This is a genomic window from Methyloversatilis thermotolerans (assembly GCF_000372885.1).
GTDB classification, from domain to species: Bacteria; Pseudomonadota; Gammaproteobacteria; order Burkholderiales; family Rhodocyclaceae; genus Methyloversatilis; species Methyloversatilis thermotolerans.
Genome location: NZ_KB889967.1, coordinates 452,780 through 475,453, shown reverse-complemented (window position 1 = coordinate 475,453; position 22,674 = coordinate 452,780). Strand labels below are relative to the sequence as shown.

The window sequence follows — 22,674 nt, the reverse complement described above, 5'->3', positions numbered from 1 at the left end:
GGCGTTCAGCCGCGGCGCGTTTCGACCACGCCATCGACCTCGCGTATCAGGCCCAGCACCTTCTGGATCTGGTTGACCCCGGCGATCTCGACCGTGAAGCTCATGCGCGCCATGCCCGCCTTGGACTGCGTGCTGACGGCGGTGACATTGATCTTCTCGCGTGACAGCACTTCCGATATGTCGCGCAGCAAGCCTTGGCGGTCGTGCGCCTCGACATGGATGTCGGCGGCGAAACGCGCATCGGGATCTCCGCTTGCCACTTCGCCCCACTGCACGTCGATCACCCGTTCCGGATGGCGCGCGACCATATTGATGTAGTTCGGGCAGTCGCTGCGGTGGATGGCCACGCCGCGGCCGCGCGTCACGAAGCCGGAGATCGGATCCGGCGGTGCCGGCTTGCAGCAGCGCCCGAGCTGGGTCAGCAGCTTGCCCACGCCCTGCACCAGCACACCCTTCTCGCCGCTGGCACGCGGGGCGCGCGGCTTGATTTCGGGTTCTTCGACCAGCGGCTCCTCGCCGCGCAGCGCGACATGGATGGCGCGCGGCCCGACCTCGCCGTGCGCGCACGCAATGTGCATCGCATCCACGCTGTTGAAGCCCAGCTTGTGCGCCAGCTCTTCCAGACCGGTCTGTGAGGCGCCTTCGCGCGCCAGTTCGCGCGCCAGCCAGGCGCGTCCCTGCGCCAGCGTTTCGCCCTCCTCGATCTGGGCGAACCAGCGCCTCACCTTCTGGCGCGCACCGTGCGTGGTGAGATAGCCCTGCTGCGGCACCAGCCAGTCGCGCGAAGGACCGCCCTGCTTGGCGGCGATGATTTCAACGCGCTGGCCGTTGTCCAGCGGCGTGTTGAGCGGCACGAGCTGGCCATTCACCCGCGCGCCGCGACAGCGGTGGCCGAGATCGGTGTGCAGCCGGTAGGCGAAATCCACCGGCGTCGCGCCGGCGGGCAGATCGATCACCTTGCCCTGGGGCGTGAGCACATAGATGGTGTCGTCGAGCGCGGCGCGCTTGAACTGTTCCACCCATTCCGAGTGGTCGGCGATTTCGTCGCGCCAGGACAGCAACTGGCGCAGCCAGGCGATCTTGTCGTCGTAATGCCTGTCCTGGCCCGACCCTTCCTTGTAGCGCCAGTGCGCCGCCACGCCCATTTCGGCGTGCCGGTGCATGTCCCAGGTGCGGATCTGCACCTCCAGCGACCGGCCGTCCGGCGCAATCACGGCGGTATGCAGCGACTGGTAGTTGTTGCCCTTGGGCTGGGCGATGTAATCGTCAAACTCGCGAGGCAGCGGATGCCAGAGCTGGTGCACCACGCCGAGTGCGGCATAGCAGTCGCGCACGCTGTCGACCAGCACACGCAAGGCGCGCACGTCGTACACCTCCGAGAACTCCAGCTTCTTCGCGCGCATCTTGTTCCAGATGCTGTAGATGTGTTTCGGGCGCCCCTGGATTTCCGCCTTGATGCCGGCCGCCTGCAGCTCGGCGCGCAGCTTTTCCATCGCGTCGGCGATGAAGGCCTCGCGCTCGACGCGCTTTTCGTCGAGCTGTTTCGCGATGCGCTTGTAGGTGTCGGGTTGGAGGAAGCGGAAGGACAGGTCTTCCAGTTCCCACTTCAGTTGCCACACCCCGAGACGGTTGGCGAGCGGCGCGTAGATGTCCAGCGATTCGCGCGCCAGCGCAAGCCGGTCCTCGTTCGGGTGCGCGGTGAGCCAGCGCAGGCTCTGCACACGCGAAGCCAGGCGCAGCATGACCACGCGCACATCGGCCACCATGGCCAGCACCATCTTGCGCAGCACCTCGGCCTGATTGCCGCCAGGGTCGTTGCCGGCCACCGTCTGCGAGGCGTGGGCACGGGTGATCAGGCGCAGGTTGTCCAGGCGATGCAGACCGCCCACCAGTTCGGCGACGGAAGGGCCGTACAGCGAGCGCACGCGCTCGTCGGCGTCGTCCTGCACCTCGTGCAGCGGAAACAGCAAGGCCGCCAGACGGGTTTCCAGGTCCAGGCGCAGCGACGCGCAGATCAGCGCCTGACCGAGCACATGCTCGCCCATCGGCTCACCGGTGCCCAGCGTGCGATCGGCATAGAGCGGCATGACCAGATCGTGCGCGCCGCGCAGTGTGTCGGCCTCTGCGCTGCCGAGGCCGTCGGCCAGCAGTTCGAGGGGCGTGCGCGCCGAATCGGCGCTTGTCAGCGAGTGGACAACGGAAACCATGGCGCGATTATCCCGGATTCACCGCATGCCCGCTTGCGGCGCAGCAACATTCCGCCGGAATGCGGTGCGCGAGTCTTCAAGTCGCGCGCACCATGGGGTAAGGTTCGTCGCAACTTGTCGATGGGAGTGTCCGATGCGTCTGCTGCTCGCGATTTTTCTGCCCTTCATGGTGTTCTTCACCATAGGCCGCCCCATCGCCGGCATCGTCTGCCTCATCCTGCAGCTCACGCTGATAGGCTGGTTGCCCGCCGCCCTGTGGGCGGTCTATGCGCTGAGCCAGTACAAGACCGACCGCAAGATCGAGGACGCTCTCGGCAAGCGCTGACGCGCCCCGCCGGGGCGGATGGCACAGGCTGGACTCAGCGGGTGCTGGCGACCGGCGCGCGCTGGACCGCCACCGACTGCGTGAAGGTGAGATCCCTCGAGTCGATCACGCGCGCCTGCAACTCGCCGCCGTCCTGCGGCCGGAAGTGGAAGCGCAGTTGCGGGTTTTCGCTCAGCGCGAAGTCGACATCGGCGGTCAACAGCGTCTGGCCGGCGTAGCTCACTTCGATGCGGCGCACGAAATGCGCCGGCGTGAAGAGGCGGGTCACCTGGTCCATCTGCATGCCGTTCAGGTTCGGATGGCTCACCATGACGGTCGCGCTGGCCGGGGTTTCCGCGGACGCGGCAGCGTCCACCTTGATCTTCATGCGACCCAGGCGCGCCATGGCCTCCTCGACATCCTTGCCCGCTGGCGCGGAACAGCCACCCGATGCGCGCACGAAGCGGCTGGACGCATGCAGCTTGCCGTCGCTGGTTTCCGCGATGGCCCGCATCCAGGTGTACTGCTCCACCCGCACACGCGTTTCGATGTCGGCCCGCCCCGCTTCCGGCGCAATCGTGATGGCGGCGGCAACCGGCGTCGGATTGCCGTCGATCACCAGCCACATGCGACGGATGTAGTAATCCGGCTTCTGGTCGATCTTCGCGCGCAGCACCACCGGCACCACCGCCGCGTCCTCGGCGCGGAACGGCGCCTCCAGTTCCACCACGTCGGTCGATTCGACGATGTCGCGCCCGTCGAACAGGCTGGCGCGGACATTCTTCCAGACCTCGGTGTCGGACGACGGGTCACTCGCCGCCGAAGCCGGCAGCAGCCAGGCAAGGGCGAGCGCGCACAGCAGCGCCCTCAGGATGTGGGTCAGCATGAAACTCTCCTCCGGTTGATTCTTTTGCATCGATTGGACACGCTGCCGCGCATTTCGATCTGCGACTTAGTCACACATTCCCGATTTTTGCAGGATACGATCCCGATTCAATCATGAAGAACGGGGAATTGCATGAGCCGACACGTCGGCGCACCGGGGCAGTGGCGCGACTGGATACGGCATTTTCCTGCGCTGCAGCATCTGGATGAACGCTCGCGCGAGTATCTGCTGGACAACAGTTTCGAGGTCCGGCTATCGGCCGGTGAAACCGGTTATCGCGAAGGCGACGCCTGCAACAACTTCATCCTGCGCATCGAAGGCTGGTCGCGCATCCGGCGCCTGTCCGCCAATGGTCGCGAGGTGCTGCTCTACCGCGTCGGTCCAGGCGATTCCTGCGTGCTCACGACATCCTGTCTGCTCGGCGTCGCGCGCTATCCTGCGGCCAGCATCGCGGAAACAGATCTGCGGGAGGTGGCGATATCCGGGCACGCATTCCGCGCCCTGCTGAATGGCTCGGAAGTGTTCCGCCAGTTCGTGTTCGAGCACTACGGCCGCCTGCTGTCCGACATGATCGGTCTGCTGGACCAACTGAAGTTCCGGCGGCTCGATGCGAGGCTGGCCGATCTGCTGCTGGCGCGCAGTGCCGACGGGCAGGCCATCGAGGTCACACAGAGTGGTCTGGCGACCGAACTGGGCAGCACGCGCGAGCCGGTGGGCCGCATACTGAAGCAGTGGGAGCGTCAGGCGTGGATCGCACTGTCCCGGGGTCGCATCGAAGTGCGGGACCGTGCCGCCCTCGCGCAACGGTGCTGAGTCATCGCGCCGTCGCCACCCCGGCCGTGAAACAGCACAACCTGGCGGCAGAAATTGCCGGCTGAAAGCCGGTCTATTCCCGGTCTGCGCGACGGCGCCGGCGCGCTAGCCTGACGCCATGAAAATCTTCTTCCTTCTCGTCTCCATCCTGCTGTGTGCGCCGCTGCGTGCAGCCGAAGACGCGGCCACGGCTGCACCCGCCGCGACCACATCGGGCGCTGGCGCTGTCATCCAGATGCTGGGCGCGCTGGCCGTGGTGCTGGCGGTGCTGTTCGCGGCGCTGTGGCTGCTGCGCAGGCTGTCCGGCGGGAAATTCGCGGGTGGCGGTGCGCCGATACGCACGGTGGGCGGCATCGCGGTCGGCTCGCGCGAACGCATCGTACTGCTGGAAATCGGCGAACACTGGCTGGTGGTGGGCGTTGCGCCGGGATCGGTCAATGGCATCGCCACGCTGCCGCGCGGCGAGCTGCCAGCCGCCGCACAGGGCGCATCGCCCCCGGATTTCGCTGCGCTGCTGGCGCGGCTCAGGAAGGGCGAACGCTGATGCGCCAACTGCTTGCTGCCGGCGGCGTGCTGCTCGCCGCGCTCGCACCCGAGGTATTCGCACAGTCCATGCCGGCGCTCACCAGCACGCCGGCACCGGGCGGCGGTACCAACTGGTCACTGTCGATACAGACCCTGCTGCTGCTCACCAGCCTGTCCTTCCTGCCGGCCGTGCTGCTCATGATGACCAGCTTCACCCGCATCATCATCGTGCTGTCCCTGCTGCGCCAGGCGCTGGGCACGCAGAGCAGCCCGCCCAACCAGGTGCTGATCGGCCTCGCCATGTTCCTGACTTTCTTCATCATGTCGCCGGTGGCGGAGAAGATCTACACCGACGCCTATGTGCCGCTGGCGGACAACCGCATCAGCTTCGAACAGGCGCTGGACATCGGTGGCAAGCCGCTGAAGACCTTCATGCTGAAGCAGGTGCGCGAACCCGATATCGAACTGTTCATGCGGCTGTCCGACACCCCGCCCGTGGCCAGCCAGGACGAGCTGCCGATGCGCGTGGTGGTACCCGCCTACGTCACGTCCGAACTGAAAACCGCGTTCCAGATCGGCTTCATCGTCTTCATTCCCTTCCTCATCATCGACATGGTGGTGGCTTCGGTGCTCATGTCCATGGGGATGATGATGATGTCGCCGGTCATCGTGTCCCTGCCCTTCAAGCTCATGCTGTTCGTGCTGGTCGATGGCTGGAATCTGCTTCTGGGCACGCTGGTGGCCACCTTCGGCCAGATCTGACGGAGTTGCATCATGACACCGAGCATTGTTGTCGACATCGGCCGTCACGCGGTCGAAATCCTGCTGCTGGTATCCGCCCCGGTACTCGGCGCGGCACTGCTGACCGGCCTGGTGATCAGCATCTTCCAGGCGGCGACCCAGGTGAATGAAATGACGCTTTCCTTCATTCCAAAACTGATCGCTGTGTTCATCGTGATCGTGATCGCCGGTCCGTGGATGATCACGCTGATGACCGACTACATCCGTCGCCTCTACTCATCCATCCCGTCGCTGCTGGGCTGACGTGATTTCGGTCACTGCGGCACAGCTCGACCTGTGGATGTCGGCCCTGCTGTTTCCGCTGGCACGGGTACTCGGCCTGATCGCCGCCGCGCCGCTGTTCAACAACCGTGCCTTCGTCGCGCGCGTGCGTCTGGGTCTGGGACTGGGCATCACGTTCGCGCTCATCCCGACACTGCCGCCATCCGGGCTGCAGGTCGGAAGCTGGCCGGGCCTGCTGGCCCTGACGCAACAGATGCTGATCGGCATCGCGCTCGGTTTTTCGATGCGCATCATTTTCGCGGCGATCGACCTCGCGGGCGAACTGATCGGCCTGCAGATGGGCCTGGGCTTTGCCATGTTCTACGACCCGGACAATGCCGCCCAGTCACCGGTGATCGCGGAGTTCATGGGGCTGCTGGCCATGCTGGTGTTCCTGGCCATCAATGGCCACCTGATGGTGCTGGCCGTGCTCGGCAACAGCTTCGAATGGTGGCCGGTCGGTGCCGACCTGTTTCCGGCGGGCGGCTGGCTGGCCATTGCGCGCTGGGGCGCTACCGTGTTCTCGGCCGGCCTGATGATCGCACTGCCGCTCATCGCTGCGCTGCTGGTGGTGAATATCGCACTGGCGGTGCTGACGCGGGCCGCACCGACACTGAATCTGTTCGCGATCGGCTTTCCGGTCACGCTGATCGCAGGCTTCGTGATGCTGATGCTGTCGCTGCCCTTCTTCACCCCGATGCTGCAGAACCTGTTCGAATACGGTCTGGAAACACTGGCCCGCCTCGCGATGGCGTGATGCACACGCTGCGGAACGCCTGCAGCGCGCTTACAGCAGCACGTCCCGCGATACGCCGGCACGGCGCAATATCTTGCGAAGCTGCGCCAGGGCCTCGAGCTGTATCTGGCGCACCCGCTCACGCGTCAGGCCCAGCCGCTCGGCCAGCTCTTCCAGCGTCGCGATCTCGCAGCCATTGATGCCGTAACGATGTTCGATCACGGTGCGCTGCTTGTCGCCGAGCTGGGAAATCCAGGAGTGAACCAGCGAGCCGATCTCGGCATTCTGGATCAGCACATCCGGTCCGTCCTGATCGTCGTCCGCCAGCGATTCGCCGATGGACAGCGAAGGGTCGATGTCCAGCGGCGCATCGAGCGAAGCGGTGTGTTCGTTCAGCGACAGGATGTGCCGCACGTCCTCGACCGGTTTGGCCAGCAAGAGCGCGATGTCCTCGGCGCAGCAATCGCCGCCGCTGCGCGACTCCAGGCTGCGCATCGCGCGCAGCACCTGGTTCAGCTCCTTCACCACGTGCACCGGCAGCCGTATCGTGCGCGACTGGTTCATGATGGCGCGCTCGATGTTCTGCCGAATCCACCAGGTCGCGTAGGTCGAGAAACGGAAGCCGCGCTCCGGATCGAATTTCTCGAGTGCATGCATCAGACCGAGATTGCCTTCCTCGACCAGATCGAGCAGGGGCATGCCGCGGTTCAGGTAGTGCTTGGCGATGTTCACGACCAGCCGCAGATTGCGTTCGATCATGATCTGGCGCGCGGCAAAGTCGCCCTGGCGTACCCGCCGCGACAGCGCCAGTTCCTCCTCCGGCGTGAGCAGCGGATTCGCGCCGATCTCGTTCAGGTAGAGCTGGGTGGCGTCGCCGAGGAATTCGGCCTCAGGTGGCTCGCCGATCTCCGCCGACGAATCGACCGTATCGATGTCACCGATGGACGCTTCTTCCTCGATCGGTTCGACGGGTTCGGCATCCTCGGGCAGCGACAGGTCGGACATGGCAGCTATCTCGGCGGCAGATACTTCAGCGGATCGACGGGTTTGCCCTGGCGTCGCACTTCGAAATGCAGCCTGGGCTTGCCGGTCTCGGTATCGGTGTCACCGAGATCGGCAATCCTTTGTCCGCGTTTCACGGTGTCGCGTTCCTGCACCAGGATGCGACTGTTGTGCGCGTACGCCGACAGATAGGTGTTGTCGTGCTTGATGATGACCAGTTTGCCATATCCGCGCATCGCCTCGCCCGCATAAACCACGCGACCGCCGGCGGCCGCCAGCACCGGCTCACCCTGCTTGCCCGCGATATCCACACCCTTGTTGGCCCCCTCACCGAAGCGACCGATGATGCGGCCGTTGGCGGGCCAGCTCCACTCTATGCCTTCCTCGCTGCGCACCGCGTCGGGCGCGCTCGCCACTGCGGCAGCCGGCGCCGCAGCCGTCGCACCTGGCGCTGCAGTGGGTTCGGCTGCGGACAGCCCGGCTGGATTGACGGCAGGCGCCGGGGTTGCCGGTGACTTCATGGCCGCGAATGTCTCTTCCGAATAGGCCTCGACGCCGCCGCGCGGCTCGCGTTTGAATGTCGGAGTATTGCCGGTTGCCGCCGCTGTGCCCGCGGGCGGTGCGGTATCAAGCGGTCGCGCCTGCACCGGCGACGTCGTGAGGATGGGTCGCGTCTCCACGCTGCCTTCCGGGGGCAGCACGCGGATTTCCTGGCCTATGCGAATCAGGTTGGGGTTTTCCAGCTTGTTCCAGACCACCAGATCGCGCCAGTCCTGCCCGTTCTCCAGCGCGATGCTGTACAGCGTTTCGCCCTTGGCCACCGTGTGAAAGCCGGCCCGGGCAGCAGGCGCCGGCGCGACCGTGGTGGCGGGTGCTTGTGCCGATGGCACAGCGCCGGCGGACGAAGGTATCGGACGCTCCTCGATCGGTGCCGGCCGGGAACCGGCACACGCGGCGATCATCACCGACACCCCTGCAATGGTCAGGCCACGCAGCGTACTGTTCATTCAACCCCCGGCAGGAGCGGCACGAAGCGCACCGCATCCAGTTTCGATTCGACAAAGCGATGCTGCGGCTGACGCTCGATCAGACGCAGCGACTGGTCCTGGGCGCCGACCGGAATGACGAGCCGGCCGCCCTCGGCCAGTTGTTCGAGCAGCGTGACCGGCACCGTGGTCGCGGCCGCCGCGACGATGATTGTATCGAAGGGCGCTTCCGCGGCGAGTCCGACCGTGCCATCAGCATGTTTCAACCTGACGTTGGGAAGCCGCAGCGGGCGCAGATTGCGCTTGGCCAGTTCGAGCAGCGGCGCCAGACGTTCGATCGCATACACATCCTTCGCCAGCCGCGACAGCACCGCCGCCTGGTAGCCGCAGCCAGCCCCGACCTCCAGCGTCTTGCCGAGCTGACGTCCACCGGCACGCAGAAGTTCAATCATGCGCGCAACGATGAAAGGCTGCGAAATCGTCTGCTGGTATCCGAGCGGCAGCGCCGTGTCCTCATAGGCGCGACTGCGCAGCGCCTCCTCGACGAACTGGTGGCGAGGGATGGCCTGCATCGCCGCGAGCACGCCCTCGTCGCGTATGCCGGACGTGCGCAGGCGATCCACCATGCGCGCACGCGCGCGGGTGAGCGCGAGATTCGGATCCGTCTTCATGCTGTCGGCCAGGCGCGCGAAGCAGGCGCGCGGCGGGTCGCGACGGGCGCGGTCATGCGCCCAGCCATTCCCGCAACTGCCCCATCTGGGCAACGTGGGTGAGATCGATCTGCAACGGCGTGATGGAGGCGTAGCCGTGCGCGGTCGCGTGGAAATCCGTGCCCTCGCCGGCATCCTGCGCGGCACCGGCGGCACCGACCCAGTACACCGTTTCGTTGCGCGGATTGACCGTGCGCACCACCGGCTCGGCCTTGTGCCGACGGCCCAGGCGGGTGACCTGCACGCCCTTGAGCTGGTCGCCGGACAGATCGGGCACGTTCACGTTCAGCAGCACCGGCGCGGCGAACGGACGCTCGGTCAGCCGGCGCACCAGGTCGCAGGCGATGCGCGCCGCGGTTTCGTAGTGAGCACTGCCCTTGCGCGTCATCGACATCGCGATTGCCGGCACGCCCAGCAGATAGCCTTCGGTGGCCGCGGCGACGGTGCCCGAGTAGATCGTGTCGTCGCCCATATTGGCGCCATCATTGATGCCGGACACCACGATGTCGGGAAGATGGTCCAGCATGCCGGTCACCGCGAGATGCACGCAGTCGGAGGGCGTGCCATTGACGTAGTAGAAGCCGTTGCGGGCGCGTCGCAGGATGAGCGGACGGTCCAGGGTGAGGGAATTGCTGGCCCCGCTGCGATCGGCTTCGGGGGCCACGACGGTCACGTCGCCGACTTCGGACAGGGCGCGCGCAAGCGCTTCGAGGCCGGGAGCGAAATAGCCGTCGTCATTGGACAACAGGATGCGCATGGAACAGAGCGGTGGTGAGGCCGGCCGCACAGGGCCGCGGATGGACGCGAAGGAAAGGCGCGGAACACGACTTTCCGGACGCTCCTGCAACAGCCCGCGAGTCTAGCACGAAGCCTCAGTGCTCCGCGGCGACCGGCGCCAGCGGCGGCGCGCGGCGTGCCCGGCCCGACCAGCGCCAGACCATGTAAGCGGTCTTGGCCGCTTCCTCGACCAGCATGGCGTACCACAGGCCCGCCACGCCCAGTTCCATCTTCACGCAGAACAGCCAGGCCAGGGGTACTGCAACGCACCACATGACGGCCTGGCTGAACAGCACCGGTGCATGCACATCGCCCAGCACCCGCAGCGAATGGAACAGTACCGTGTTCAAGCCGCTCAGCGGTTGCAGGAAGATGGTGAGCCACAGCAGCGTGCGCGCCTGCGCCAGCACCTCGGCGTCGTCGCTGAACAGTCCGACCAGCGGATCGGCGAACAACCAGATCGCCACACCGGCCAGCGTCGCCAGTGCGGCGGCGATGGCTCCGGACCGGAACACGCGCCGCCCCAGCCCGCCCAATTCCCCCGCGCCGTGGCGATAGCCGACGATCACCTCGTTCGCCTGGCTGATCGCCATGATGAGCACCGGCAGGAAGGCGGTGATCGCGATCACGTAGAAGCGGCTCACCACGGCCGCCACACCCAGGCCGGCGATGAAACTCACCAGCGTGAGCTGGTAGAAGCCGTAAGCCACGTTATCGAGCACGCTGGGCGACGACAGGCCTGCCAGCCGCCGCAAGCGGTCCCGCCAGAGCGCAGGGGCGAGCGGCGCACGCCAGTCCAGGCCGATGACGCGCACCAGCACGAACAGCAGCACCAGCACCGAAGCGACGCGCACCGCCAGCGTGGCGAGCGCCGAGCCAAGCACGCCGAGCCCCGGCACCGGTCCGGCGCCCAGCACCAGCAGATAGTCGAGCAACAGATAGGACGGAAAGGCGAACAGGCCGAGCAGCAGTATGGTGCGCGTATGGGCAAAGCCGCGCAGGCAGGACACGCCCGCCATAAGGAAACCGTTGAAGGGCATCGCGATCGCGATCACCCACACATAGGTGCGGACATCGGCCACCAGTTCCGGCGGCACGTTCAGGAAGCCGATGAGCACCGGCGACAGCAGCACCAGCGCGATGCCGATCAGCACGCCCAGCAGCGCATTCGACACGATGGCGACCCGCGCCACCGCGCGCGCCTCGTCCCGCTCGCCCCGACCGAGTGCATGGCTGACCAGTATGGTGGCACCGACGCCCAGCAGCACCGACAGGTCATAGGCGGCCACCAGGATCTGGTTGGCGAGGCTCACCGCGGCCGCCGACGCCTTGCCGTGGGCGCTGATGATCATGGTGTCGATCAGGGTGGTCGCCAGACCCATCAGCGAGTTGAGCAGCAGCGGCAGGGCCAGCCGCGCGAGCGACGAATGCGGCGCGCTCATATGCGGCGCGCTCGTGCCGCCCGCCCGACCGGATCAGGACCGGAAGAACCACTCTGTTCGCACGTTGCACTGTCACAACGCGATGCTATGGTGCGCCGCGAGAAGCTCGCGTTTTTCTTGCGAATAACTCTCATTACTGTGATACTAACTCACAGTAGCTGCAATCGGACGCAACGTCTCGCAACCCAGGCAACCCCCAGGCGCGAGCGCTGACGAATCCGCCGGCATGGCCGGCGCTTTGTTGTCGCACGTATATCCCGGAGGTTCCATGCGTACCCCTCACGCACTTCTTCTCGCGGTCGGCCTGGCCGCATCGTCGCTGGCATCGGCCGCGAGCTCTTCACTCAGCCTGACGGCGGACGGCGATTCCCGCTGGTATTCCTACTATTCGGCGGTCTATGCGCAGATCGACAAGTCTTGGAAGGGCAGCCAGGTGGCCGATGGCTTCTTCGGGATTTCCAGCGGGGCCACTGTTGGCAGCGGTGTCGATGTATTCCCGAACGAGGGCAATTTCGCCAACATCGGTACGCTCACCTACGCGAATGTGTCCAATGTGGGCCTGCAGACCGCTTCCATTACCGACTTGACGCTGAACTTCACTCAATTCATCGATGGCAGCGCCGCGTCAGAGCTCAACGTCGATTACACGACCAAGCTGAGCAATATTTCCGGTACCGCAACGCTGTACAACGGCGCTCTGGCGGACATCGACCTGACGGCGTCGATCACGTTCACCTTCAATGCAAGCGGCCAGACTGCCTCCTATACCGGCACGTTCACCATTACCGATGGCGTTTTCGATCTCTATGTCGATTCCACCGCCGCCGTGCTCGGCCGCAACTTCCGCTACGTGTGGGACGTGGAAGGGTCGGTGGCCGGACTGACCACCATCCCGGAAACACCGCCGGTTCCCGAACCCGAAACCTACGCGATGCTGCTGGCGGGCCTCGGCCTGATCGGTGTCCGCTCGCTGCACGGCCGCCGCAAGGCCTGAGGAGATCGACATGCGCATCCGTACCCTGTCCCGCACCGCCGCCGCTTCCGCGCTGCTCGCCACGCTGCTGGCATCCGCACCGCTGTACGCTGCCAGCATCGATCTGGCCGGCGACGATGGCACCGGATATCTGTCGCTCAGCAATGTGAAGAACTGGGTGAGTGAACCCGATCCGCTCACCGAATCCGCAGTGCCTTACTACCTCGGCGAATCCGGTCTGTGGACCACGGTGGTCACGACCCTGCTGTCCTCGTCCTCGGTGTATGCCGAAGCCACCCCGGACGTGATGCGCAACGACACCACGACCTCGGCCGGTTTTTCCACCTTCAGCTCCGGCAGCATCAATTACGACGAATCGGTGCTGACCGGTGTCGGCAGCGAAACCATTGCCGCTTCGGCATTGAGCTTTACCTTCAATGACGCGGGCTATTCGCCCTATGGTTCAGCGGTGAATCTTGGCGGCAATTACGCGTGGTCCTATGTCATCACCGCCAGCAATGTCAGTGGAAATGGCCTCAGCTTCAGCAATGGCGTGCTGACGTCAGTCGATCTGACCGCGGACATCAGTGTTGCGGTGATGTGGGAAGGCGAACCTTTCTTCCAGTGGTCCAACGCCTATGCGGGCTCGCTCACCATTTCAGGTAACCAGTACAGCTTCGATCTGGATGTGACGCAGGACAACGACGCCCTGTTCGTGCAGCTCACCGACACCCGCATGGTGTTCAACCGCAGCGGCAGCATCGCGGCGGTCACCGCCGTTCCGGAGCCGTCGAGCTACGCATTGATGGCCGGTGGTCTGCTGCTGGTGTCTGCACTGGCCCGTCGCCGTCGCGTCTGACCTTGGGCGGGACAGCCTGTCGCGGCTGTCCCGCCTTCGCCTTCCCCTCTCCCTTTTCCGGCGCGGTCTCCAGACGTCCGTGCCGCGTCCTTTCGCACTTGGTCCGTACAGGATAGTCTTCATGCAGCCCGCCGCCCGCCATCGCCAGCAGCGTTCCGCCTTCCGCCCGAGGCAGATACCGTCCCGATTCAAACGGCTTCCTTTCCATCTGGCGCTGATGGGCGCCGCGCTCGGCGCGGCAGGTCCTGCGCGCGCGGATACCGCAAGCGCCTCCGCGGCTCGCGACGACAACGGGCCGGTCGAACTGGAGACGGTCACCGTAAAGGGTGACAAGGCCGGTCAGGACCTGCAGAGGACCTATTCGGGCGTCAGCGTGATCGACAGCCAGCAGATCGAGGATCTGCAGATTCGGGATGTGCGTTCATCCTTCCAGTTGCTGCCCAATGTGAATGCTTCGCCTTCCAATCGCGGCAACAACGGCATCACGATACGCGGCCTCAATTCGGAAGGCGTCGGTTCGCCCGGCATCAATCCGCGCCCGATGGCAGCACTGGTGATCGATGGCGCTACGCAAAGCTTCGAAGGCATCCGGCGCGGCGCACGCGGACTGTGGGACGTCGACCAGGTGGAGGTGTACCGCGGTCCGCAGGCCACGCTGCAGGGCCGCAACGCGCTGGCCGGCGCCGTGGTGATCAAGACCAAGGACCCGACCCCGTACTGGGAAGGCGCGGCGCAGACCAGCTTTGCGCACTTCCAGCAGCGCAGTGAAGCCATCATGCTGTCCGGCCCCATACTCGAGAATGAACTGGCGTTCAGGCTGACGCATGAATCGATCGAGGACAGCCACGGCCTGCGCTATGTCGATCCCTCGCTGGAAGGTCTGGATGACGGACGTTTCCACAACACACGTTTCAAGCTGCTGCTGACGCCGAGCCGCTTGCGCGATCTGAGCGTCAAGTTCACCTACAGCGACAGCTTCGACAGGCCTGCGGTGACCGCCGTCAACGCGCCCTATTCCGATCGCATCGCCTCGGATCTCAATTCCAGCAATCCGGAAGTCAGGCGGAACAAGGTCAGGAACCAGATACTCGACGTGTCGTATGCGATCACGCCCTCGCTGAAACTGAGTTCGGTCACCAGCGCCATCGACACGCGTAACCTGATCACGGCAGCCTCGCCGACGCTCGACCTGCAGCGCGCCGAAACCCGGACTGACGGCGACGTCACACAGGACCTCAGGCTGGCTTACGACGGCGGCTCGGTCACCGTATTCAGTGGATACTTCTATGGCCGTTTCAGGGGTACACAGGACTCCTATGTTTCCTTCCTGAACATCATTCCGGTGCAGGATCTCTATCGCAGCACCGCAATCAATGTGCACGCGCTGTACAGCGAAGTGAACTGGAAAGCGACCGAAAGACTGTCCTTCATCATCGGCGCCCGGCAGGAAATCGAGAAGACCTGGATCGTCACCACCTTTCGCCAGACCATAGGCACAGACCATATCGAGGGCACGAATGTGGCGCCGGCACGGCGCGCCAAACCGCTGCTGCCCAAGCTGGGTGTGGCCTATGACCTGGTGCCGGGCCAGACCCTGGCGCTGACCGTGTCCGAAGGATACCGCTCGGGCTTCACCGACATCGACGGCAGCGATGTGCGACCGGAATCGCTGATGCACTACGAAGCGGCGTACCGGGGTCGCTGGCTGGATGGCCAGCTCGTCACCAATCTGAATCTGTTCCAGTACGACTTCGACGACCAGCAGGTATCACTGCAGGACCCGACCACCCGGGTCACACGCTCCTTCAATGCGGAAAAATCGCGACTGAAGGGCGCCGAACTGCAGGTCGCACTGCGGCCGGCCCAGGGCGCGACCGTCGGCATGTCCTTCGGTCTGCTGAAGACGCAATTCCTGAGGTTCGAAGCCTTTCCGCAGTACGTCGACAAGGAATTCCCGGAAGCGCCGCGCCGCAGCGCCTCGCTGTGGGGCAGCTACCATCATCCGAGCGGGCTGTTCGCCGCCGCCGACGCAAGCTACAAGAGCGGCTTCTATGGCACCAGCGATCTGGCCAACGAAGCTGACAAGCGAGTACCCGGCTATGCGCTGGTGAACCTGCGCATCGGTTACGAAACCGATCACTGGGCCGCCACCCTGTTCTGCAACAATCTGCTGGATCGCGACTACATCATCGGCCGCGACAACGCCGGATCGACCTATGTCGGCGATCCGCGCATCGTCGGCATGACGCTCAGCGCGCGCTTCTGAGCGCGCCTCACTGCGGTCCGCTCAGGGCGCTGGCGTAGCCTCCAGCAAGGCATTCATCGCCATGAAGTCGTCGTCGCCGAGCTGGCCGGCGGCGGCCTTCAGCCGGAGCTGGGCGAGCAGCGTGTCGTAGCGTGCCTTGGCGAGATCGCGGCGGGTGGCGTAGAGCTGCTGCTGTGCGTTCAGCACATCGATATTGATGCGCACGCCCACTTCGTAACCCAGCTTGTTCGATTCCAGCGCCGAGGTCGACGAGCGCAATGCGGCCTGCAGCGCACGCGTCTGCGACATACCGTTGACCACACCGAGATAGGCCTGGCGCGCCGACTGGGCGGCGTTGCGCCGCGCCGCATCGAGGTCGGATTGCGCCTTGTCCAGCAGATGGGCCGACTCGCGCACACGCGACTGCTGGCCCAGCCCCTGGAACAGCGGCACCGAGAACTGCAGGCCTATGGTCGAATTCTTCTGTTCGATATCGGTCGGTGCGCCGCCCAGCACCGACAGCGTCTTGTTCTCGCCCCGCGTCGCGACGATGTCGACCGTGGGCAGATGGCCGGCCTGCTGCCGCCGCACTTCGCGTCGCGCCACCTCGAGTGCCGCGACCTGGCTGGCCACGGCGAAATTGCCGTCCTCGGCGCTGCTCACCCAGCTCTGCATGTCGTCCGGCTGCGGTCGCGGCGGCTCGGCGTCGCCGCGCAAGGGCTGCAGCCGGCCGCTGTCCTTGCCGGTGATCACCATCAGCGCGTAGCGCTTCACCTCGATGTCGTTCATCGCCGCGATTTCCTGCGCGCCGGCAAGGTCGTAGCGCGACTGCGCTTCGTGTACGTCGGTGATGGTCACTGTGCCGACCTCGAAACTGCGCTCCGCCAGTTCGAGTTGTTCCTTCGCTGCCGTCTTCTGCGACTGGATGGAGGTCAGCACGTCCTGCGCGTACAGCAGGTCGAAATAGGCCTGGGCGACGCGCAGCATCAGATCCTGGCGCGCCTGCGCATAGGTCGCTTCGGCGCCCGCCACCTGCAGTTCGCCCTGTTCGTACTGCACCCAGTTCTGCCAGCGGAACAGCGGCTGCGTGAGCTGCAAGGTCCACGCGTTCGAGTTGTACTGGGCGCTGCCGGAAAACGGCTTGGTCACCTCGGTATCGTTGTAGATGCTGTTGCCGCTCAGCGTGAGCGTGGGCAGCAGCCCGGCCAGCGCCTGCGGCTTGCGCTCGGCGGTCGCGTCGCGCTGCGCGCGCGCGGCCAGATATTGCGCATCGTTGGACAAGGCATCGCGCAGCGCGGCGAGCAGATCGGCCGCGCTGGCGGGCAGCGTGAACAGGCCGGCCATCATGGCCAGCGTGAGGCGGGACATCGAGGGCTTCATGCGTTTCGCTTCTGTCATCAGGTCGGAACACGGTATCCGGTTGGCCGTTGCGGCATTCCGGGCGCTCATTGTCACCGAGAACGGGCGGCGATTCATCGCGGCGCGGATGAAGGTTGACCACGGTCATGCCCGCGCAGGCGCCGCACCCGGGCCGCGCCGTCCTCGATCAGACCGCAGGCGACCGGTACCACGAGCAGCGTGAGCAAGGTCGATGCGAGCACGCCGCCGATCACCGCATGCGCCATCGGCGCGCGCTGCTCCGCGCCCTCGCCCAGGCCCAGCGCGAGCGGAAGCATGCCGAACACCATGGCGGCGGTGGTCATCAGTATCGGCCGCAGGCGCACCGCCGCCGCCTGCAGCAGGGCGTCCTGCCGCGACGCGCCGGCGGCGCGCGCCTGGTTGGCGAAGTCCACCAGCAGGATGGCGTTCTTGGTCACCAGCCCCATCAGCATGATGAAGCCGATGACCGAGAAGATGTTCAGCGTGCTGCCCGCCATCATGAGTGCCAGCACCACGCCGATCAGCGACAGCGGCAGCGACAGCATGATGGCCAGTGGCTGCGTGAAGCTGCGGAACTGCGAGGCCAGGATGAAATAGATGAACAGCACCGACAGCATGAGCGCCTGCACCGCATAGCCCATGGTTTCGGCGATGTCCTTGCTGGAACCGCCCATCGAGAAGCGGTAGCCGGGCGGCAGTTCCATCTTGCCGATCGCCGCATCCAGTTCGCGCCCGACATCGCCCGCCGGACGTCCGTGGACGTTGGCGGAAATGAGCACCTCGCGGCTCTGTTCGCGGCGATCTATCTGGGTGGCGCCGAGCGAAGGCCGGATGTCGGCGACCTGGCGCAGCGCCACCATGCGGGCCGAACCATCGGCATTGCGCAGCGAGCTGGCGAGATAGAGCTTTTCCAGATCGGATTCGACCTGGCGTTCGCGCCCGGGCAGGCGCAGCCGGATGTCGTAGTGCTCGCCGTCCGGCGCTTCCCAGCTACCCGCCTCTTCGCCGGCGATGAGCGGGCGCAGCGCCTGCGCCACTTGGCTCACTCCCACGCCCAGTTCGCTCGCCGCTTCGCGGTCCAGCTTCAGTTCGAGCTGCGGCTTGCCGGCCTTGAGCGAGCTGTCGATGTCCACGGTACCCGGAATCGCCTGCAGCACGCCGGTAATGCGATCGGCCAGCCGGGACAGCTCGGCCACATCCGGCCCCTGTATGCTCACCTGCAGAGTCTTGCCGCTGGACACCGATGAATACGGCGCGACATGGGTCACCACCAGCCCGCCGATGCGCGACACACGCTCGCGCATCGGATGCATGAGCGCCTTCATCGACCGCTCGCGCGCCGACTTCGGCTTCAGCCGCACGAACAGCACGCCCTCGTTCTTGCCCACCGCAAAGCCGGTGTTGATCGTCGCGTAGGTGAATTCAACCTCAGGGAAATCCTCGCGCAAAGCCGCTTCCGCCTGCAGCACCTTGGCTTCGGTGTACTGCAGCGACGACCCCGGCGCGGTGTGCACATGGATGAGCAATTCGGACAGATCGGCCTGCGGCACGAATTCCGTCCCCACGCGCGGCACCAGCGCCAGCGCACCGACCAGGCTGGCCAGCGCGATCAGCATGACCGTCTTCGACCAGCGCAGCGACCAGGCCACCATGCGCTGATAGCCGGTGGCCAGACGCTGGAAGCCGGCCTCGAAGGCGTCGAGCATGCGCCGCACCGGTCCGCGCCGGCCACTGCCAGACACATCCGGGTCGTGCCACACGCTGGACAGCATCGGGTCCAGCGTGAAGCTCACCAGCATGGACAGCAGCACCGAAGTCACCACCACCAGGCCGAAGGAATGGAAGAAGCGGCCGATGATGCCGCCCATGAAAGCCACCGGCAGAAAGACCGCGCACAGCGTGAACGTAGTGGCCAGCACCGCCAGTCCGATCTCGCGCGTGCCTTCGAGCGCCGCCTGCCGGTGCGACTTGCCCATGGCCAGATGCCGCACGATGTTCTCGCGCACCACGATGGCGTCGTCGATCAGCAGGCCCACGCACAAGGACATCGCCATCAGCGTCATGGTGTTCAGGCTGAAGCCGGCGAACAGCATGATGCTGAACGTGCCGATCAGCGAGATCGGCAGCGCCAGACCGGTAATGACCGTGCTGCGCCACGAACGCAGGAAGAAGAACACGATGAGCACGGTGAGCACGCCGCCCTCGATGATGGTCTGGCGTACGTTCTTCACCGAATTGCGTATCGCCTCCGAGGTGTCGCGTACCACGGTGAGCGTCACGTCGGCCGGCAGCACCTCGCGCAGACGCTCCACTTCGTCGCGCACATCGTCCACCACGGCCAGCGTGTTGGCGCCCTGCGATTTCACGATGTCTATCGCCAGTCCGCGCCGTCCGTCGAGCAGCGCCGCGTTGTCCTCCTCGGCGTCGCCGTCCTCGACATCGGCCACCTGCCACAGATAGACCGGGCTGCCGCCACGTCGCGCCACGATGATGTCGCGGAAGCCGCTCACCGCGCGGATCTTTCCGCTCACCTTCACCGTGGTTTCATTGCCGGGCGAAGTCAGCGCGCCCGCCGGCAGGTCCTGGTTCTCCAGCTTCACCGCGTCGAGCAACTGGTCCACGCCCACACCGAGCGCTTCCATGTCGTCCGGCCGCAGATGGATGAGCACTTCGCGATAGCGCGCACCGGTCAAGGTCACGCGGCCGACGCCGCGCACGGTTTCCAGCCGCTTCACCGCAACGCGGTTGGCCAGCGTCGTGAGGTCGCGCACCGAACGCTGGTCCGATTCCATCGCCACGGTCACCACCGGATAGTCGTCCGGGTTGAAGCGCGCGATCACCGGCTCTTCCACCTCGCGTCGCAACTGCGCGCGTATGCCGGCCACCTTCTCGCGCACATCGGCGGCAGCGACCGCCGGATCGGTAAACAGGTCGAATTCGGCAATCACCAGAGATTGCGATTCGTAGGAGCGCGAGGTGAGCGTCTTCAGGCCGCTCACCGCATTCACCGCCTGTTCGATGCGCCGCGACACTTCGGTTTCGACCACTTCCGGCGACGCGCCCGGATAGACGGTGGTAACCACCACCACCGGAAACTCGATGTTCGGGAACTGTTCGACCGACAGCCTCTGGTAGGAAAACAGGCCCAGCACCAGCAGCGCCGCCATCACCATGGTGGCGAACACCGGGTTGTCCACGCTGACGCGGGTAAACCACATGGCGCCTCCCTTACCTGGCCGCCGCAGCGGGCATCAGTCGCACCGCGTCGCCCACCCGCACGTTCGGCAGATCCGCCGCCAGAACCTGTGTGCCCTCCGGCGGCCCCTCGATCAGTTCGTAATGGCCATTCACCGCGTCGAGTGCGCCGACACGCACCGGCACGCGCCGCACCACACCGTCCTGCAGCGCCAGCACCATGCTGCCCTCGCCATCCTCGCGCAGCGCCGACGCGGGGATGACCGGCACACCCTCATCCGTGCCGGTGGACAGACGCCCCTTGGCGAACATGCCCCCGCGCAGCACGCGGTCCGGGTTGTCCAGCACCACATACACCTTCACCATGCGCGACCCTTCGTCGGCGGTCGGGTTGATGCGTTCCACCCGCCCCTTGAAGCGGCGCTCCGGCAAGCCCTCGACCGAGAACTCCAGGCGCGCGCCCGGCTTCACCTGGGCGATGCGGCTGGATGGCACTTCCGCCTCCAGTTCCATGCGCGCCAGGTCGACCACGGTGAGCACGCGACCATCCACCGGCAGCTTCTCGCCCGGCTGGGCATGACGCTGCGCCACCACGCCGGCGATCGGCGACAGCAGCACCGCATCCGACAGCGATTTGCGCGCCAGATCGAGCTGGGCCTCCGCCGCGCGCAGATTGGCCTCGTTCACTTCGGCTGTGCTCGCCACCTGATCGGCCGCGTTGCGCGAAATGAAATTCTTCGCCAGCAGGGCCTCGTTCATTTCGCGATTGCGCCGCGCCTGGTCCATCTGCGCGCGGGCCGCTTCCAGCATGGCCACGCGCTCGGCCAGCCGCGCCTTCACCTCGCGGTCGTCGATGCGTCCGACCGACTGGCCGCGCCTGACCGTCTCGCCTTCGCGCACCGTGAGCGCCACCAGTTCGCCGGCAACGCGCGCTTTCACCACCGTCTGTTCGAACGGATGCAGCGTGCCGGACAGCGGCAGCGAACGTTCGATGCGACCGCGTTCGATGCGCGCGACATCGAGCGCCGACAGTTCCAGCGGAGGGCGTGCCGACGCGGCCGCGTCAGCGGACGACGATGCTGCAGCGCCACCACCGGCTTCGTCGACATCGCGGCCGCAGCCGCCCAGCATGGCGGCGATGGCCAGCACCAGCGGCAGTACATGAACTTTCATCGGGACGTCCTGGAAAGGCGCCGGCGCTGCCACAGCCGGTCGCCGAAATGGATGAGCAGCAGGCTGATGCCCACTGTGGGCAGGAACACCGCCAGCCCTATCGTGAGCCGCACCAGCCAGCGCGGTGCGGAACCGGCCGGCGGCGCAGGCGGCGCGCCGAAGCTGCCGGGCCTGCGCCGGCGCAGCCACATCCATACGCCGGTGAGCGCCATCACCACCAGCAGCAGACAGCTCAGCACCGCCAGCACCTGGGTGGTACGGCCGAAAATACTGCCCACATGCACCGGGTAGAACAGTTGCGTGAAGCGCGTGCGCCAGGGCATGTCGGCTTCGCTCTGGAACAGCAGCGTACGGCCGCTGTACTGGTCGATGAACACCACGGCGTGATCGATGAGCGCGGTTTCGGTATCCGATATGAACTGATAGGCGCCGTCGCTGCCGCGTGACGGCAGATCCACGCTGTAGGCGGCGCGGGTGAAATCGAACTGTTCGCGCGCCAGCGCCAGCGCACGGTCGGCGTCGATGGCTGGGCGCCCGCTCTCCGCTTCCGCCGGTCGCTCCGATTTGGGCGGATCGAGCAGGAAGGAGGGCAGACCACCGGTCGCCAGATTGATCCCCTGATAGGCCAGGCCCCATATCTGCGTGAACAGCAGGCCGCTCAGCAGTACGAACAGCGTCACGATGGACAGATACATGCCGGGCACGGTGTGCCAGTCGCGCAGCAGGCGGGTCAGGCTGCCCTTCACGCGCGGCAGCCACACGCCCCGGAACTTCTCCTTCTTGCGCGGCCACCACAGGTAGAGGCCGGCCAGCACCGACACGATGCACCAGCAGGTAGCGGCCTCCACCAGGATGCGTCCGGGCAGTCCGCCCATCAGATTGCGGTGCAGCGCCAGCACGACCGCGAAAAAGCCTTCGTTGCGCGGATGGACGCCAGTCAGTTCGCCACGCCAGGGATCGAAATAGGCCATCATCGTTTGCGCCTCGCCGTGCCCCGGACGGCGCAGCGCGATACCTTCCCAGGCCCGCCGCGGATCGTCCGGCACGTTGATGAAGCGCAGTTCGAAATCCGGATGACGGCTGTCGAAGGCGTGCCGGAAGGCTTCGAAGCCGACCCGGTCGCCAGCCGGCTGCACCGTGTAGACCGCAGGCTTCATCCACGCCTCGATGTCGGCCTTGAACACGTACAGCGCACCGGTGATGGACACGACGACGAGCACCGGCGTGATCACCAGGCCGGACCAGAAATGCCACAGCCAGACCGAGCGGTAGATGGCGGATACGCGGTCCGCTCTTTCCCGGCGCTCGCCGCTCGCGGCAGCGCGCCCGGATCGCGCCAACCGCGCATTCAGTGCTTCATGCTCGCTTTGCATTCAACCTGACAACCTTGCTTGATCGG

20 protein-coding genes are annotated in these 22,674 nt (G+C 65.8%); 9 read left to right on the top strand and 11 right to left on the bottom strand.

Annotation, left to right across the window (positions count from 1 at the left end):
* Positions 1-5: 5 nt before the first annotated feature.
* Entirely contained in the window at positions 6-2,207 is a 2,202-nt protein-coding gene (locus A3Q7_RS0101740) for a RelA/SpoT family protein (protein ID WP_018410130.1), read from the bottom strand.
* Between the two features lie 133 nt (positions 2,208-2,340).
* On the opposite strand from A3Q7_RS0101740, the gene A3Q7_RS0101735 reads away from it, so the two are divergent.
* Entirely contained in the window at positions 2,341-2,532 is a 192-nt protein-coding gene (locus A3Q7_RS0101735) for a YqaE/Pmp3 family membrane protein (RefSeq protein ID WP_018410129.1), read from the top strand.
* Between the two features lie 34 nt (positions 2,533-2,566).
* On the opposite strand, the gene A3Q7_RS0101730 is transcribed toward A3Q7_RS0101735, so the two are convergent.
* Positions 2,567-3,397: a quinoprotein dehydrogenase-associated SoxYZ-like carrier gene (locus tag A3Q7_RS0101730; RefSeq protein WP_026224373.1), complete on the bottom strand. Its 831-nt coding sequence runs from the start codon at positions 3,395-3,397 to the stop codon at positions 2,567-2,569.
* Between the two features lie 132 nt (positions 3,398-3,529).
* Between A3Q7_RS0101730 and A3Q7_RS0101725 the strand changes: the two genes are divergently transcribed.
* The 5 genes from A3Q7_RS0101725 (at position 3,530) to fliR (ending at position 6,554) form a co-directional block, all read left to right on the top strand.
* A complete protein-coding gene (locus A3Q7_RS0101725; RefSeq protein WP_018410127.1) occupies positions 3,530-4,210 on the top strand; it encodes a Crp/Fnr family transcriptional regulator in 681 nt (226 codons plus the stop codon).
* A gap of 118 nt (positions 4,211-4,328) precedes the next feature.
* The gene (gene fliO, locus A3Q7_RS0101720) at positions 4,329-4,754 is read left to right on the top strand and encodes a flagellar biosynthetic protein FliO (RefSeq protein ID WP_018410126.1); all 426 of its coding nucleotides are present in this window, start codon (positions 4,329-4,331) and stop codon (positions 4,752-4,754) included.
* The gene (gene fliP, locus A3Q7_RS0101715) at positions 4,754-5,497 is read left to right on the top strand and encodes a flagellar type III secretion system pore protein FliP (protein WP_018410125.1); all 744 of its coding nucleotides are present in this window, start codon (positions 4,754-4,756) and stop codon (positions 5,495-5,497) included. Before fliO ends, fliP begins: the two co-directional genes overlap by 1 nt.
* A 12-nt stretch (positions 5,498-5,509) precedes the next feature.
* Positions 5,510-5,779, top strand: coding sequence for a flagellar biosynthesis protein FliQ (gene fliQ / locus A3Q7_RS0101710; RefSeq protein ID WP_018410124.1), 270 nt, complete (start codon positions 5,510-5,512; stop codon positions 5,777-5,779).
* Position 5,780: 1 nt separating this feature from the next.
* Positions 5,781-6,554 (top strand): flagellar biosynthetic protein FliR, encoded by a 774-nt coding sequence (gene fliR, locus A3Q7_RS0101705; protein WP_018410123.1) that lies wholly within the window; start codon positions 5,781-5,783, stop codon positions 6,552-6,554.
* 30 nt (positions 6,555-6,584) lie between these two features.
* On the opposite strand, the gene rpoS is transcribed toward fliR, so the two are convergent.
* The 5 genes from rpoS to A3Q7_RS19230 form a co-directional block, all read right to left on the bottom strand.
* The gene (gene rpoS, locus A3Q7_RS0101700) at positions 6,585-7,538 is read right to left on the bottom strand and encodes an RNA polymerase sigma factor RpoS (RefSeq protein WP_018410122.1); all 954 of its coding nucleotides are present in this window, start codon (positions 7,536-7,538) and stop codon (positions 6,585-6,587) included.
* A gap of 5 nt (positions 7,539-7,543) precedes the next feature.
* Positions 7,544-8,542: a peptidoglycan DD-metalloendopeptidase family protein gene (locus A3Q7_RS0101695; protein ID WP_018410121.1), complete on the bottom strand. Its 999-nt coding sequence runs from the start codon at positions 8,540-8,542 to the stop codon at positions 7,544-7,546.
* Entirely contained in the window at positions 8,539-9,204 is a 666-nt protein-coding gene (locus A3Q7_RS0101690; RefSeq protein WP_198289185.1) for a protein-L-isoaspartate(D-aspartate) O-methyltransferase, read from the bottom strand. The genes A3Q7_RS0101695 and A3Q7_RS0101690 overlap by 4 nt, the downstream gene beginning before the upstream one ends.
* A gap of 40 nt (positions 9,205-9,244) precedes the next feature.
* Entirely contained in the window at positions 9,245-9,988 is a 744-nt protein-coding gene (surE, locus tag A3Q7_RS0101685; RefSeq protein ID WP_018410119.1) for a 5'/3'-nucleotidase SurE, read from the bottom strand.
* Positions 9,989-10,103: 115 nt separating this feature from the next.
* A complete protein-coding gene (locus A3Q7_RS19230; RefSeq protein ID WP_018410118.1) occupies positions 10,104-11,450 on the bottom strand; it encodes an MATE family efflux transporter in 1,347 nt (448 codons plus the stop codon).
* 268 nt (positions 11,451-11,718) lie between these two features.
* On the opposite strand from A3Q7_RS19230, the gene A3Q7_RS0101675 reads away from it, so the two are divergent.
* The 3 genes from A3Q7_RS0101675 to A3Q7_RS0101665 all read left to right on the top strand — a co-directional run bounded on the left by A3Q7_RS0101675 (position 11,719) and on the right by A3Q7_RS0101665 (position 15,548).
* Positions 11,719-12,444, top strand: coding sequence for a PEP-CTERM sorting domain-containing protein (locus A3Q7_RS0101675; protein ID WP_018410117.1), 726 nt, complete (start codon positions 11,719-11,721; stop codon positions 12,442-12,444).
* Positions 12,445-12,454: 10 nt separating this feature from the next.
* Entirely contained in the window at positions 12,455-13,282 is an 828-nt protein-coding gene (locus A3Q7_RS21030) for a PEP-CTERM sorting domain-containing protein (RefSeq protein ID WP_018410116.1), read from the top strand.
* 121 nt (positions 13,283-13,403) lie between these two features.
* Entirely contained in the window at positions 13,404-15,548 is a 2,145-nt protein-coding gene (locus A3Q7_RS0101665; RefSeq protein ID WP_018410115.1) for a TonB-dependent receptor, read from the top strand.
* 21 nt (positions 15,549-15,569) lie between these two features.
* Here A3Q7_RS0101665 and A3Q7_RS0101660 read toward each other — a convergent pair whose 3' ends face one another.
* The 4 genes from A3Q7_RS0101660 to A3Q7_RS0101645 all read right to left on the bottom strand — a co-directional run bounded on the left by A3Q7_RS0101660 (position 15,570) and on the right by A3Q7_RS0101645 (position 22,648).
* Positions 15,570-16,907 (bottom strand): TolC family outer membrane protein, encoded by a 1,338-nt coding sequence (locus A3Q7_RS0101660; protein WP_232417772.1) that lies wholly within the window; start codon positions 16,905-16,907, stop codon positions 15,570-15,572.
* A 92-nt stretch (positions 16,908-16,999) separates the two neighbouring features.
* The gene (locus A3Q7_RS0101655) at positions 17,000-20,125 is read right to left on the bottom strand and encodes an efflux RND transporter permease subunit (RefSeq protein WP_018410113.1); all 3,126 of its coding nucleotides are present in this window, start codon (positions 20,123-20,125) and stop codon (positions 17,000-17,002) included.
* Positions 20,126-20,135: 10 nt separating this feature from the next.
* Complete coding sequence (locus tag A3Q7_RS19225; protein WP_157278062.1) at positions 20,136-21,275, bottom strand: efflux RND transporter periplasmic adaptor subunit; 1,140 nt, start codon at positions 21,273-21,275, stop codon at positions 20,136-20,138.
* Entirely contained in the window at positions 21,272-22,648 is a 1,377-nt protein-coding gene (locus A3Q7_RS0101645) for a PepSY-associated TM helix domain-containing protein (RefSeq protein ID WP_018410111.1), read from the bottom strand. The genes A3Q7_RS19225 and A3Q7_RS0101645 overlap by 4 nt, the downstream gene beginning before the upstream one ends.
* Positions 22,649-22,674 lie beyond the last annotated feature (26 nt).